The organism is Candidatus Agathobaculum pullicola (assembly GCF_052117205.1).
GTDB classification, from domain to species: Bacteria; Bacillota; Clostridia; order Oscillospirales; family Butyricicoccaceae; genus Agathobaculum; species Agathobaculum pullicola.
This window is the reverse complement of record NZ_JBQKJP010000035.1, coordinates 1-14356: the sequence shown is the minus strand read 5'-3', so window position 1 is coordinate 14356 and position 14356 is coordinate 1. Positions and strand designations below refer to the sequence as shown.

Genomic DNA, 14356 nt, shown 5'->3' with positions numbered 1-14356 from the left:
GTGAACAAAGGAGTGTGATTTTCATAAAACGGAAACCCATTATCCTCCTATTATGCACCGTCATACTGTGCAGTGTGCTGGCCTTTGCACTGATGCCGTATTCTATCGCACCACAAGCTGAACAGCTAAAGGTTTGGCGTGTGCAGCGCATGATCGGCAATGCAGAATTTGAAGATATCACCTCGCAAATCAATTTGACGCAGCTGTCAGAATTGCTCACATCCTGCAAAGCGTCCCGTCTGCCGTTTTACCAACAAAGCTATTGGCTCGATACCGTGCAATACGAAATCGACGCGCGATATGATGGAGAGCCACTTCATTTCGTTCTGGGCAAGAACAGCTTCGTCTACGAAAGCGCACCGTGGAACCACCATCTGCGCGATACGCAGGCACTGATTGACGCGCTGGACGCCATGCTGCTGACAAGTACCGCAGCATAAAAAAAGGACTGACTCCTGTCAGTCCTCTTTTTGTTTCTCTTGTTTTTTCTGCTCACGCGCTTTCTCTGCCGCACGGCGACGCTCCTTTGCTGAAACCGGTGGGCGCTCCTCTTCCTTAATCGCAACAAACTCCCCGGTAACCGGATCAAGCTGCCGCGGCCCCCGATAGTCATTGGTATCCACGGACAAGCCACGCTTTTTCAGCAAGCTGCAAACCACCTCGGTGACCGCACTATACAGCACGGCAAACAGCGGCACACCGACTGCCATACCGACAAATCCAAATACACCGCCAAACAGCAAAATAGCGAACATGACCCAAAAACTCGACAATCCGGTCGAATTGCCCAGAATCTTCGGGCCAAGGATATTGCCGTCAAACTGCTGTAGCGCCAGAACAAACAACACAAAATACACTGCCTGCACCGGACTGATTACCATAATCAGAATGGTGCTTGGGATAGCGCCGATAAACGGCCCGAAAAACGGGATGATGTTGGTCACACCAATGATAACCGAAATCAGCAGCGCATACGACGGATCCATTGTCATCAGGCCAAAACCCATCAGCAAACGCAGACCGATGAAGCATAGCACACCGATAATCAAAGAATCGATGAGCTTACCTGTGATAAAACCGCCGAACACACGATGCACATACGTAACACGGCCCATAATTCGATTCGCACGGTTAATGGAAAACAAGCTGTACGTCATCTTCTTTGCCTGTGCGCAAAACGTATCCTTGCTGTTGAGAATATACAGCGCAATGATGATACCGATCAGAATATCGAACAATACCGAAACCGTCGTCACAACGCCGGTCATAAGCGCAACAAGCTGCGGCAGTGCAATATTCTGTACCCAGTTGACAATCTGCTGAGAAAACTCTTCATACAGCTGAAGGAAATTGCGCTCGATTACCGGATTATCCTTGAGAAGCGACGCTACCCAGCCTGAAATCTCATTAAGATAGGTATCCATGGATTCAAGCAGTGAGAAAACACTCACTATCAGCTGCGGGAGCACCATCCATAGCAAAACCCCCACCACGGCAACGCCAATCAGCAACGTCAGAATACTGCACAAGCCTTTGGCAATACGGGTTCCGTTTTTCAAACGACGGGACAAAGGCGGCTGAATTTTCTTATACAGTGCATTGAAAACAGGCATCAGCAAGTATGCCATTACAAAGCCGTAGATAAACGGACTGAGAATACCAAGCAGCTTTTGAAACATCGTCCAGATAATCGGCAGCCACTGTAATAAAAACACAACGATTGCACTGGAAACGATGACGCAAAACGCTGTCAAGCCCCACTGAAAGTAATGCGGATGCGCACGAAATTTTGATTTATTCTGCTGGGTCGGCTCCTCCACAGACAAACTCCTCTCCTACCGGGTTTTCACCCAATGTTATCATACGGCAGCCTATTCTTCTTCGCAGTCAAAGAAAATGCGCCAGAACAGATACAGCCAGCTTGCCGCAAATGCAACAAATAGAACGCCGCGGAATTTCTTAAAAAAGCGCGAGAAACAGGTACCCAGCCACAATCCCAGGGACAGCAAGCATACCTTGAAAATCGCAAAATCAAAAACAGAGAACCCCTGTGCTTTGGATACCGCATAATCCGTCCAGCGGCTTGCCTGACTGCGCGCATCGTCCGCATAGCGCAGCATCTGCTCCGCACGCGCACGAAGGGCTTCCCGATCAATGTTCTCCAAATAGTTTTTCATAGCTGCTTTCTCCTTTATACATGGGTTTGGGTTGAACGGGCGGTTTTCCCGCCTTGAAATTCTTTTGCTATACTGCATGGCACCGTTCCCATACAGGAAATCCGTCCCATACGCATACCGATTTTTCGAGCCAACTCATCTGCATCCGAACTCGCCGTCTCGCGCAGGGCAGCCTGCAAAATCAGCCCTGCTGCACGCGCATCCGACCCTGCTTCATGGTGATTCAGCGAAATACCGAGCGCTTGTGATACCGTATCGAGCTTATGATTTTGCAGCTGCGGCCACACCCGTTGTGCCACCTTTACCGTACATACATAACGACATTCCGGTACCGGCAGATGGTAATGCGCCAAGCAGGCGCACAATACCGCTGTATCGAACATAGCGTTATGACAGACCAACACGCTGCCTTCCGCCAATTCTCCTATCCCCTGCCGCCAAACCACGTCAAATGACGGGGCATCCACTACCATGGACTCCTTTATATGGTTGACGCGGACATTTCCCCAGTGGAATTTCCCGACTTGCGCGGGCGGCTTGATGAGCGTCGTCTGTTCCGCCACCAGTACGGCGTCTTCAAAAATGCTCACGCCTAACGCACAAGCACTGAGTCGCGATGCGTTACCGGTTTCAAAGTCAAGCGCCACATACCTCATTGAACCGCCTCCCGACGCGCGGCCTCCGCGCGTTCTTTCGCTGCCAGCAGAAAGCGGTAAAATGGAGCCAAGCGCTGCATGGTTTCCATCATCGGCTGCACAAATGAACCGTCCATCAACGGCGCGAAGTCCTCGGTTTCACGGAAATCTACGCCGATTTCCTTGCGGTTCAGCCAATCCTGATACATCTGCTTTGCATCCGGAAACTTGGGTCGCTTGTACATTTCTCCCCCCAAATACATCTGCGGACAAGCCTGCACTGCATCATAGGCTTCGAGAAACAGCTTATCCTCGTGCAAAATCATCTCGCGCAGGGATTCCATTTCTCCCCTGCCCCATGCACCCCAGCAGCCAAAGCCCCAAAACTCCGGATGTATTTCAAAATAATAGCATGGCACAGATTCGTGCTCCTGTCGCTTCCGGCGGAAAAACAACCACATATTAGAGCGATATAGCGTTTTATCCTTCGTATAACGCGTATCACGCCGCACTCGCGACACCATCCGCGATGGTGTGACCACAAATTGTGCATCAATTTCCAGCATCGCAGGCGTCATCTGTGCAATCAATTCATGAAATGGTAAAATAACCTTTTGCTTGATTTCTTCTTTATGTTCTTCGTAAAAATCCTTGCTGTTTTGCAGGCGGTTCAGCTGCAGCAAATCTATACCCGCAGCGTTAAAGCCTGTGAATGCCATGAAAACGGGCACCACCTTTCTGTCTAACATTGTACCGCGTTTTCCCTGTTTGCGCAACAGGATTTTGCTGTTTCCCGCCGTGAAAACGCAAAATATTGTGGAGTTCCCGCATCCTGCCTGCCGAAAATATCCAGTGATACACAAAAGAACCGCCCGCGGCACAGTTCCGCGGGCGGTTCTTCATTTTTGCTTCAATGCAACGCTTTCCGCGTCGGTCAACCGGTCGTTACGCTTCGGGAGCGTACAGAGCCTGCAGACGCTGCAGATGCGCATAACGCTTGGTGGACTCAATCTCGGATTCAGCGAACAGCTTCTCAGCACGATCCGGGAACGAGCGGGTCAGAGCCGAGTAACGCGCTTCATTCATCATGAACTTGCGGTAATCCTCGGTCTTGGGCTCCTTGCTCTCAAGGATGAACGGATTCTTGCCTTCCTCAGCCAGCTGCGGATTAAAGCGGAACAGGTTCCAGTAACCGCAGTCAACAGCCTTCTTCATCTCAGCCTGGCAGTTGGTCATGCCGCCCTTAATGGAGTGCATTTCGCACGGCGCATAGCCGATGATGAGCGACGGGCCCGGATAGGCTTCTGCTTCCGCAATCGCCTTGAGGGTCTGGTTCATATTCGCGCCCATTGCGATCTGGGCAACGTATACATAACCGTAGCTCATTGCGATCTCGGCAAGGCTCTTCTTCTTGGTGGTCTTACCGGAAGCCGCGAACTGTGCAACGGCACCGATATTGGTAGCCTTGGAAGCCTGACCGCCGGTGTTGGAGTAAACCTCGGTATCAAATACCATAACGTTTACATCCTGGCCGGAAGCGAGAACGTGATCCAAGCCGCCAAAGCCGATATCATAAGCCCAGCCGTCGCCGCCGAAGATCCAGATGGACTTCTTGGCGAGATATTCCTTATGCTGGAGAACTTCCTTGCAAGCCTCGCAGCCAGCAGCCGCACCCTTTTCGAGCTCGGCAACCAGAGCCTTGGTCGGCTCTGCATTGGCAGCACTGTTTTCCTTGGTCTCCATAAACTTCGCAATCGCATCCTTGGCCGCAGCCGGCGTCTGCTCTGCGGCAGCCATCTCTTCCAGCTTGGAGATCAGACGCTCACGAATTGCCAGCTGACCATAGTACATGCCAAGGCCGTGCTCTGCGTTGTCCTCGAACAGGCTGTTTGCCCAAGCCGGACCGTAGCCGTTTGCGTCAACGGTGTACGGGCTGGTAGCAGCCGGGCCACCCCAAATGGACGAACAGCCGGTTGCATTGGAGATATACATACGGTCGCCGCAAACCTGTGTGATCAGACGGGCATAAGAGGTCTCAGCGCAGCCTGCGCAAGCGCCGGAGAACTCAAGCAGCGGCTTCTTGAACTGGCTGTCCTTGACAGAGTTGACAGAGAACATGTCCGCCTTGTCAGAAACCTTATCCACACAGTAATTGAACACAGCCTGCTGGGCAGCTTCCTGCTCCTGCGGCGTCATGGTCAGGGACTTGGTCGGGCACACGCCAGCACATACGCCGCAGCCCATGCAGTCGAGCGGAGAAACCGCCAGTGCATATTTATAAACGCCCTTACCCTTACCAGCTCTGATATCAACGATCTTGGTCGATGCCGGAGCCGCAGCTGCTTCTTCTTCAGTCAGCGCAAACGGACGAATGGTCGCGTGCGGGCAGACATAAGCACACTGGTTACACTGCACACAGGTATCCTGATTCCAAGACGGAACGGTAACGGCTACGCCACGCTTCTCGTAAGCGGCAGCGCCGTGCTCGAAGGTGCCGTCAACATGCTCACCCGCGAAAGCGGAAACCGGCAGAGAATCGCCGTCCATGCGGCCAATCGGCTCCATAACCTCTTTGACCATCTTGACGACTTCCGGACGGCCCTGCAGATCTTGGTTATCCTCCGGATCAACAACGTCGGCCCAAGCAGCCGGAACGTCAATCTTGACGAACGCGGTAGCGCCGGCATCGATCGCCTTATGGTTCATATCAACGACATCCTGGCCCTTCTTCAGGTAGGACTTGGTCGCGGCATCCTTCATATAGCCGATTGCTTCTTCCTGCGGCATCACCTTGGCCAGTGTGAAGAAAGCGGACTGGAGGATGGTGTTGGTGCGCTTGCCCATGCCGATTTCAATTGCCAGATCAATCGCGTTGATGGTGTAGAGCTGAATGTTATTCTTGGCAATGTAGCGCTTCTCGGAAGCAGCCAGATGATGCTCAAGCTCCTCCGGCGTCCACTGGCAGTTAATCAGGAATACGCCGCCCGGCTTGACGTCACGCACGATCGGGAAGTGCTTGGTGATATAGGACGGATTGTGGCAAGCAACAAAGTCCGCCTTGTTGATATAGTACGGGCTCTTGATCGGCTTGTCGCCAAAGCGCAGATGCGAAACGGTAACGCCGCCGGTCTTTTTGGAGTCGTACTGGAAGTACGCCTGAACAAACTTATCGGTGTGGTCGCCGATGATCTTGATGGAGTTCTTGTTCGCGCCAACAGTACCGTCGCCGCCGAGACCCCAGAACTTGCACTCGGTGGTGCCTTCCGCCGCAGTGTTCGGCGCGGGCTTCTCCTGGAGAGACAGGTAGGTCACGTCATCATTGATGCCGATGGTGAACTGACGCTTGGGATCTGCCTTGGTCAGTTCCTCATATACCGCAAAGACAGAGGACGGCGGAGTATCCTTGGAACCCAGACCATAACGGCCGCCGATGACGGTCTTGTCGGTGATGCCGGCATTGGCCAGCGCGGTAACAACGTCCAGATACAGCGGCTCGCCCTGTGCGCCCGGCTCCTTGGTGCGGTCGAGAACCGCAATCTTCTTGGCAGTCTCCGGGATAGCGGCAAGCAGCTTGTCCGCACGCCACGGACGGTACAGGCGAACCTTGACAAGGCCGACCTTCTCGCCGTGCGCGTTGAGGTAATCGATAACTTCCTCTGCTACGTCGCAAATCGAACCCATCGCGATGATAACACGATCAGCATCGGCAGCGCCGTAGTAGTTAAACAGCTGATAATTGGTACCGAGCTTGGTGTTGACCTTACCCATGTACTCTTCTACGATTTCCGGAACCGCATCGTAGTACTTATTGCAGGCCTCACGATGCTGGAAGAATACGTCGCCATTTTCGTGAGAGCCGCGCATCATCGCATGCTCCGGATTGAGAGCGCGCCCACGGAACGCTTCCACAGCGTCCATATCGCACATTTCCTTCAGGTCCTCGTAATCCCAAACCTCGATTTTCTGAATCTCGTGAGAGGTACGGAAACCATCGAAAAAGTTGATAAACGGAACGCGGGACTTCAGGGTAGCCAGATGCGCAACTGCACCCAGATCCATTACTTCCTGCGGGTTGGTCTCAGCCAGCATAGCGAAACCGGTCTGACGGCAAGCCATAACGTCAGAATGATCACCGAAGATGTTCAGCGCATGGGATGCAACCGTACGCGCGGAAACATGGAACACGCAGGGAAGCAGTTCGCCTGCGATCTTGTACATATTCGGGATCATCAGCAGCAGACCCTGGGATGCGGTATAGGTCGTGGTCAGTGCGCCGGCTGCCAGAGAACCGTGAACCGTGCCTGCGGCACCCGCCTCGGACTGCATTTCGATCACCTTAACGGTAGTACCGAAAATGTTCTTCTGACCTGCGGCTGCCCACTGGTCTACGCTGTCTGCCATGGGGCTGGACGGGGTAATCGGATAGATACCCGCGACCTCGGTAAACGCATACGACACATGTGCCGCAGCGGTGTTACCGTCCATGGACTTCATCTTTCTTGCCATGTTTATATCCTCCTATTCAGTTATAACATGCTGAAGGGGTGAAAAGCCTTTTCGCCTGCTTTTTAACATGGGAAAAAGCCGTCTCCACCGGCCGCTTTTATTCTATCACCCCTCACCAAAAATGTAAACACTTAATATGACAAATTCGTAACAATTTCCTGATTATTAATAGAGATTTCGCATTGTGAAACAATATTCTCATACCGTTCCAAAATGTTACAATTCCTTTGCAGTTGTCGTTTTGCATTGCGGAATCGACAAAATTGTAGTATATTAATAAGGTAAGTTTTAGGGTCATTGCAGGAGGGAGTTTGATGGTTGCACGCGTTTTTTCCGCCGGACTGAGCGGGATCGACGGTTATATTGTCACCGTCGAGTGTCTGCCCTCGAACGGCCTGCCCCGTCTGGATGTAGTCGGTTTGCCGACCGGTGCGGTCGCGGAAGCCGGAGAACGTGTACGGGCGGCGGTCAAGTCGTGCTCGTTTGACTGGCCGGTTTCGCGCATCACGGTCAACCTTGCCCCGGCGGATACCCGAAAGGCCGGTACTGCATACGACCTTCCTATTTTGCTTTCTATTCTTGCGGCCACCGGTCAAATCGACCCGCTGCCGCAGGATGCGATTTTTCTTGGCGAGCTTTCGCTATCCGGTTTGCTTCGTCCGGTTTGCGGTGCGCTTTCTATGGCGCTGGCTGCACGGGACGCCGGTTTCCGCACGGTTTATGTGCCCACACAGAACGCGCAGGAGGCCTCCTATGCCACCGGCATTACAGTTCTGCCCGTCGAAAGCCTTCCTGCGCTCATTGCGCATCTTTCAGGCCGCGCGCCGCTGGCGCCATGCCCGCCCCCCGAGCCTCCTCCTGCAGAGGATGCCGCATTGGACTTTTCCCATGTGATGGGACAACACGCCGTAAAACGCGCGCTGGAAATCGCCGCAGCCGGCGGACATAACATCTTGCTTTCTGGGCCGCCCGGCTCGGGCAAAAGCATGATGGCAAAACGCTTTTCCACTATTTTACCGCCGCTGTCGGATAGCGAACGGCTGGAAGTCATCCGTGTCTGGTCGTCTGTCGGCCGCGGACAGGAGGCCGTTGGACAAGCTGCGCGCCCCTTTCGCGCGCCGCATCACACCACTTCTGCCGCCGCTCTGGCAGGCGGCGCGGGTGCAAGCAATCGCCTGCCCACGCCGGGCGAGATTTCACTTGCACATCGCGGCGTACTGTTTCTGGACGAACTGCCGGAGTTTCACCGCGATGTGCTTGAGGCGCTGCGCCAGCCTCTGGAAGACGGTCGCATTACGATTTCCCGTGTTGCGGGACAGGTCACCTATCCCGCGCGCTTCCAGCTCATTGCCGCGATGAATCCTTGCCGCTGCGGATGGTACGGCACTGACCGCTGCACTTGCTCTAAAACATCGGTTCAACAATATCTGCGCCGTCTGTCCGGCCCGCTTCTTGACCGGATTGACTTGCAAATCGCCGTTCAGCCGGTCGAATACGCCGCGCTTGCAGCGCGCGGACAAGCTGCCGAAGAACCGTCTTCCTCTATTCGCACCCGCGTAGTGGCTGCACGCGAAACACAATACCAGCGACAGGGCACGGATGTCTGCAACGCGCACCTTCCCCCTTCCCACCTGTCGGAATGTTGTCCCTTGACGCAGGAAGCGTCACATATGTTTCATGCAGCCTTTGAGCGACTCGGACTAACCGCCCGCGCCCATGATCGTGTGCTGCGCATGGCACGCACCATTGCCGATTTGGCAGGCAGCCCGGTTATTGCTCCGGAACACCTTGCCGAGGCGCTGCAATATCGCACGCTCGACCGCACTGTCGGCCGGTAATTGTCCACAGCTTTTGTGGACAAAGATGTGGATATTGTGAATAAATTTCCATTTTACTTATTTTTTACAAGATTTGTTTGAACATATCTATCAAGTACGCAGATTTGACACCTATTTTCTAAGGAGGCCCCTCACTTATGTCACATCCGTTTTTTCGCCGCGCCGGTACGCTCGCATTGCTCGCCACGCTGCTCATGCCGCAAGCCGGTGCACTGTCCGATGTTTCCGCATGGGCGCAGGAAGGTGTTTCCGCAGCACAGGAAGCCGGACTGATGCCAAGCACGCTGGAAACACGCAGCGCAACAGGCGCCATCACCCGCGCCGAGTTTTGCGGCATAGCCGTCAACGCGTATAAGGCTGTTAGCGGCAAAGCAGTTTTCGCTTCGGGCAAGAAGCCTTTCCGTGACTGTGACGATCCGAGCGTCGTCGCTGCCTACGAACTCGGGCTGGTCAACGGCCGCGGCGACGGCATCTTCGATCCGGATGCAGAGATTGAACGTCAGGACCTTTGCGTTATGCTGTACAATATTCTGGATGCCACCGGCATTGACGCCGCTCCCATTGCAGGCGATGCCTGCGTGGAGGATTATCCGGATGTTCCCGAAATCAATTCCTATGCCGTCGACGCCATGATTACCATGGTGGATCACACCGTGGTCAACGGCATTTCCGCCGCTGGGCAAACCACCATGCTCGCCCCCAGCGGAACCGCCACGCGGGAACAGGCGCTTATCATGGCAACCCGTTTCTGCTCCGCCTTTGAAGATGCCTCGAACAACACCCCTGACACTACCGACGACACATGGGAAGAACCAGACCTGACGCTGCCGCAGACGGAAGAGGAAAAGATGGAACTGGTCTATGGTGTAGGCGGCGAGAAATACCAGACTGCCGAGGAAGCCGAAGTCAATATGGTGGAAATTTCCGTTCCGGTCTGGCGTTTGCAGGAGGACGGTACCAAGGCCCCCGGTACAGCCTACCTACAGGTGAACCGCAACCTTGCTTCCATCTATGAAGCAGTATTTGAAGAGATTTATAACGGGGATGAGCAGTTCCCGATCAAGGATGTCGGCTGCTACTCGTGGCGCACGGGAGAGCACTCGCAAGGTACCGCAGTGGACATTAACTGGGATGAGAACATGGAGGCGACTATCAACGAAGACGGCACCTTGACCCCGACCACCGGCTCCTACTGGCTGCCGGGCGAAGACCCCTATTCTATCCCGGAAGGCGGTGACGTATACAACGCATTTATCAACCACGGCTTTCTGTGGGGCGGCAACGCTTGGCGCAACAAACGCGATTATATGCACTTCAGCTATTTCGGCACGTGAAAACAAAAGGTCCTGCCTTCCCGGCAGGACCTTTTTCACGCCTCCATGCGCAGCAAATGCGTTTTATTTTTCCAATAATATCCGACACCCACCAGATCCGCCAATGCCCACCCAATGGGTACGGCAATCCAAATACCGGTCACACCTACCGCAGGCATCGCGGACAGCCAATAGGCGAGTGCCACTCGTGTACCCAGTGAAATCACTGTCAGCACCACCGACATGCCCGGTCGCTTGACCGCGCGATAAAAGCCGTACAACAGGAATAACAAACCAATTCCGAAATAGCACGATGCCTCAATCCGCAAATAACCGATGCCAACCGCAATGATGTCCGTCTCCCCCGGCTGGATAAACAAACCCATCAGCGGACGCGCCAACACGCATACCGCTGTACTGATGACCACGCAGAACACCAACGCTGCCCCTACCGCGCTTTTGATTCCACGTCGGATGCGTTCCTCATCCCTTGCCCCGTAATTCTGTGCAATAAAGGTAGAAAATGCGTTGCCAAAATCCTGTACCGGCATATAGGCAAAGGAATCGATCTTGACCGCCGCCGCAAACGCCGCCATAACGGTTTTACCAAAACTGTTGACCAGTCCCTGCACCATCAGAATACCAAAATTCATCACCGACTGCTGCACGCAGGTCAAGACAGACAGACCGGCAATCTCACGGATAATCCGTCTGTCCCAGCGCATATGACGCCGCTGCACCCGCAGTTCAGGAAACCGCAGCAGACAATACGTCGCAATGCCGATACCGGATGCAAACTGCGCCATAACCGTAGCGACAGCCGCACCCGCCACTCCCCAATGACACACCAGAACGAACAGCAAATCCAGAACAATGTTGAGCACTGCCGACGCCGCGAGAAACAACAATGGAACCAGTGAATTCCCCACTGCACGAAGTAGATTAGCGAAGAAATTATATAAAAATGTCGCCATTATTCCAAAGAAGATGTAAAACAGATATTGCCGCATGAGCGGTGCAACGGTATCCGGCGCATGCAGTACCTGGACAATCCAGTCCAGTCCCATAAAAACCAGTACATTCATCACAACCGCAATCATGCCAATCAGCAGAAAAGCTAAAAACAAGCCGTTTTTCAGCCGCTCCATATCCCGTTTGCCAAACTGCATGGAAAAAAACGCACTGCTACCCATGCACAGGCCCAGCAGAATCGACGTTAGAAACACCATCAGCGTATAGGCTGAGCCAACCGCCGCCAGCGCATCCGCACCCAGAAAACGTCCCACAATCAGCGTATCCGCTACATTATATAATTGCTGTAGCAGATTCCCCACCATCAGCGGCAGTGAGAACAGCAGAAGCCTCCGGGTAATGTTTCCTTCTGTCAAATCAAGCGCCACCGCTCCACCCCTCCTTTTCCACTCGACTATCCTAACAGAATCCAGCAGCATCGTCAACCACACTCCGTTTTGATCAACTAATGGTTGAAAAACCCAACCGATGGTTAAACTTCGCCTCCATTGTATCTATTGCAGCAACATGATAAGATAAAATTACAAAAGGTCCTTTTGAATCTGCTATTATAAGGATGAACGATATGGAACTTTTCATTGGAACCACAATCCTGACTGCACGCCACGCTAAGGGACTGACGCAGGAGAGTCTGGCCTCGCTGGTTGGTGTGTCAGCCGCTGCTGTCAGCAAATGGGAAACCGGCGCAAGTTATCCCGATATCACCCTCCTGCCGCCATTAGCCCGTGCGCTCGGCATGACGGTCGATGCGCTGCTCAACTTTCATCCAGCGCCCTCTCCCGAGGAACTGCTTGCCATCACACAACGTCTGCGTGCCATATTTGATGAGCAAGGCTTTGATGCCGGACAGCAGGCAACAGAAGAGACGCTGCACGAATATCCTTCCTGCGGTACGCTCAAAATCTCAGCGGGCGGGCTGTATTTCCATTATCTCGCCTCTGCCCTTGCTCATGCAGACGATCCTGAACAAAGAGGCGAGGCGCTCATCGCCCGCTGTCTTGCACTGTTCGAGCAGGGTGAGCAGCAAAGCGAGGAGGCAGGCGAGAAACTGGGTGCCAAGCTGATGCGTATCAACGCTCTGACCATACTCGGGCGCTACGACGAAGCAGAGACGCTGATTGACAGCCTGCCCACGCAGCCGCTGGCTAATGCGGACGTGCTGCGTCTCAACCTACGGCTGGCGCAAAACCGGTTGGACGAAGCCGAGCAGCTTGCCCGAAAACGGCTGCTCACCCATGTCCACGAAACGCTGGGCGCACTGATGAATCTAATCACGGTTGCGCGGCGGCAAAAGGAGTTCCCCGCTGCACACCGTTACCTGAACGCCTACCGCGCGGTAGACGAGCTGTTTGAACTCGACCGCTCCAACGGCCTGTTGCTCGGACTGATGCTGGCACAGGATGAGGGCGACACTGATCGTACATTCGATCTACTTGATGCGTATATCGACGCACGGCTGTCCTACACACTGAATTATCAGAAAAATCCCTTCTTCGCCGGTGTGCAAACCCATGTGCCAACCAAAAACGAAATCATCGAAACCCACCGCCTAACCCTACGCTCTCTGGAAGAGGATGCACAGTACGCACCGATGCGAGAAGACCCCCGCTTTCGAGCCGCGCTTGATCGATTTCGCTCCCTCATTTCTCCTAAAGTATAAAAAAACGCCCGAAACGGTTTTCCGTTTCGGGCATCACCCTTTATTGAGACATTTTTTCATATCCAGAATGGAACTCCCTTTTTATTTTCCGGGAAATACATATAAAAAAACCACGCGGCCGCATTCCCTTCCAGCATGCGCTCCCTGCGTGGACATATCCGTAAGCGTTTTACTTATCGCTATGCGTCTCATGTTCGTCACCGAAAATCAAATCATCGATATCCGGGCGATCGGGCTGCTGGGGAATCTTCAGATTTCTCATGTCTCTGTGCACCTCCTTTTTATGCTTTCTTTATTCATTATATCATCTTATGCAAAAGAAGCAAATAAAATTCCTGTAAAGTCACACAAATGTAATAATTTTTTAACCAATCGAGCGATTGCCCGTCATCGACATCAGACCGTTAGGCATAAAAATACCCCACCCTGCCGATGCAGCCCAATTAGTAACCTGCACGACTCATGCAGGTGGGTTTTCTGTTTGGCATGTCTGCGCTTCCAACGTCCGTGTATACCCGGGAGGCCTGCTGCTCAATGCCAAAACTTTCCGAAATCCCGTACTAAAAATGTGGGTTAAAAAAGAGCTGCTGTCGTACAGGGCAGGGATTTGACCCATCCATGCCGTGTGCGAATATAAATTATTCTTCCTCTTCCGCCTCGGCGCGCTCCATCACAATGTCAAACACCGCATCTGCGATCTCGTCATCCTCGACCGCTTCGAGCATCTCCTCGCCGTCTTCTTCTACGATTTGCATGATAACAACCTCCGCATCCTCCTCAACGGAAAGCTCCGCCGGGATAAACGCCAGATAAGTTGTTCCTTGATATTCCACGGTGTCGATGTGCTCAAACTCAACTTCGTTGCCGTCCTCATCAATCAACGTGACAAAATTGTTGCCGTATTCTTCGCTCACAATCCGGCACCTCCTTCATAATTCATATTCGTTCTATACGGGGCGAAACGCCCCCTCTGCCTTTAGGATAACAAATCGAGTCGCTTTTGTAAAGCCCTATTATCAAGCACCGTACTGTCATAGTATGCTGCCTGTGCGAAATATCATACCAGTTAAAATAGTTGAAATAATGTAGGTTTGTCAAACATATTGGACAGTGAACTCTAAAGGAGAAAGCCAACCTAGAGGCCTCATGGGAAAGTTGTTGGAACGGCGGTTATGGACAGCAAGCTGCTTGGAAA

The 14356-nt window shown here is 53.2% G+C and carries 11 protein-coding genes and 1 other RNA gene; 4 read left to right on the top strand and 8 right to left on the bottom strand.

Going from position 1 to position 14356, the window contains the following annotated elements; translation table 11 throughout:
• Window positions 1–14 precede the first annotated feature (14 nt).
• Window positions 15–440 carry a hypothetical protein gene (locus ACTQ3V_RS11505; RefSeq protein WP_441467622.1) on the top strand — a complete coding sequence of 142 codons (426 nt, stop codon included), beginning with the start codon at window positions 15–17 and terminating at the stop codon, window positions 438–440.
• Between the two features lie 18 nt (window positions 441–458).
• Here ACTQ3V_RS11505 and ACTQ3V_RS11500 read toward each other — a convergent pair whose 3' ends face one another.
• The 5 genes from ACTQ3V_RS11500 to nifJ all read right to left on the bottom strand — a co-directional run bounded on the left by ACTQ3V_RS11500 (window position 459) and on the right by nifJ (window position 7318).
• Window positions 459–1820: an AI-2E family transporter gene (locus ACTQ3V_RS11500; RefSeq protein ID WP_441467621.1), complete on the bottom strand. Its 1362-nt coding sequence runs from the start codon at window positions 1818–1820 to the stop codon at window positions 459–461.
• A gap of 51 nt (window positions 1821–1871) precedes the next feature.
• Complete coding sequence (locus ACTQ3V_RS11495; protein ID WP_441467620.1) at window positions 1872–2177, bottom strand: hypothetical protein; 306 nt, start codon at window positions 2175–2177, stop codon at window positions 1872–1874.
• Window positions 2178–2191: 14 nt separating this feature from the next.
• Entirely contained in the window at window positions 2192–2833 is a 642-nt protein-coding gene (locus ACTQ3V_RS11490; RefSeq protein WP_441467619.1) for a 3'-5' exonuclease, read from the bottom strand.
• On the bottom strand, window positions 2830–3531 hold the full coding sequence (locus tag ACTQ3V_RS11485) for a DUF2461 domain-containing protein (protein ID WP_441467618.1): 702 nt from the start codon (window positions 3529–3531) through the stop codon (window positions 2830–2832). The genes ACTQ3V_RS11490 and ACTQ3V_RS11485 overlap by 4 nt, the downstream gene beginning before the upstream one ends.
• Window positions 3532–3757: 226 nt before the next feature.
• Window positions 3758–7318, bottom strand: coding sequence for a pyruvate:ferredoxin (flavodoxin) oxidoreductase (nifJ, locus tag ACTQ3V_RS11480; protein ID WP_441467617.1), 3561 nt, complete (start codon window positions 7316–7318; stop codon window positions 3758–3760).
• Window positions 7319–7632: 314 nt separating this feature from the next.
• Between nifJ and ACTQ3V_RS11475 the strand changes: the two genes are divergently transcribed.
• Together ACTQ3V_RS11475 and ACTQ3V_RS11470 are read left to right on the top strand one after the other, a co-directional pair.
• On the top strand, window positions 7633–9156 hold the full coding sequence (locus tag ACTQ3V_RS11475) for a YifB family Mg chelatase-like AAA ATPase (RefSeq protein ID WP_441467616.1): 1524 nt from the start codon (window positions 7633–7635) through the stop codon (window positions 9154–9156).
• 137 nt (window positions 9157–9293) lie between these two features.
• Entirely contained in the window at window positions 9294–10490 is a 1197-nt protein-coding gene (locus ACTQ3V_RS11470) for a M15 family metallopeptidase (RefSeq protein ID WP_441467615.1), read from the top strand.
• Window positions 10491–10525: 35 nt separating this feature from the next.
• On the opposite strand, the gene ACTQ3V_RS11465 is transcribed toward ACTQ3V_RS11470, so the two are convergent.
• Window positions 10526–11869, bottom strand: coding sequence for an MATE family efflux transporter (locus ACTQ3V_RS11465; protein ID WP_441467614.1), 1344 nt, complete (start codon window positions 11867–11869; stop codon window positions 10526–10528).
• Between the two features lie 197 nt (window positions 11870–12066).
• On the opposite strand from ACTQ3V_RS11465, the gene ACTQ3V_RS11460 reads away from it, so the two are divergent.
• Entirely contained in the window at window positions 12067–13161 is a 1095-nt protein-coding gene (locus ACTQ3V_RS11460) for a helix-turn-helix domain-containing protein (protein WP_441467613.1), read from the top strand.
• 414 nt (window positions 13162–13575) lie between these two features.
• Here the strand turns inward: ACTQ3V_RS11460 and ssrS are convergent.
• A non-coding RNA gene (ssrS, locus tag ACTQ3V_RS11455) (6S RNA) lies at window positions 13576–13770 on the bottom strand.
• Between the two features lie 29 nt (window positions 13771–13799).
• Window positions 13800–14075, bottom strand: coding sequence for a DUF1292 domain-containing protein (locus ACTQ3V_RS11450; RefSeq protein WP_441467612.1), 276 nt, complete (start codon window positions 14073–14075; stop codon window positions 13800–13802).
• Between the last annotated feature and the right edge of the window lie 281 nt (window positions 14076–14356).

Bases quoted from the DNA above. Each gene is read 5' to 3' on its own strand.
- ACTQ3V_RS11490 (WP_441467619.1), bottom strand. From the start codon at position 2,833: ATGAGGTATGTGGCGCTTGACTTTGAAACCGGTAACGCATCGCGACTC.
- nifJ (WP_441467617.1), bottom strand. From the start codon at position 7,318: ATGGCAAGAAAGATGAAGTCCATGGACGGTAACACCGCTGCGGCACAT.
- ACTQ3V_RS11485 (WP_441467618.1), bottom strand. From the start codon at position 3,531: ATGGCATTCACAGGCTTTAACGCTGCGGGTATAGATTTGCTGCAGCTG.
- ACTQ3V_RS11470 (WP_441467615.1), top strand. From the start codon at position 9,294: ATGTCACATCCGTTTTTTCGCCGCGCCGGTACGCTCGCATTGCTCGCC.
- ACTQ3V_RS11460 (WP_441467613.1), top strand. From the start codon at position 12,067: ATGGAACTTTTCATTGGAACCACAATCCTGACTGCACGCCACGCTAAG.
- ACTQ3V_RS11495 (WP_441467620.1), bottom strand. From the start codon at position 2,177: ATGAAAAACTATTTGGAGAACATTGATCGGGAAGCCCTTCGTGCGCGT.
- ACTQ3V_RS11475 (WP_441467616.1), top strand. From the start codon at position 7,633: ATGGTTGCACGCGTTTTTTCCGCCGGACTGAGCGGGATCGACGGTTAT.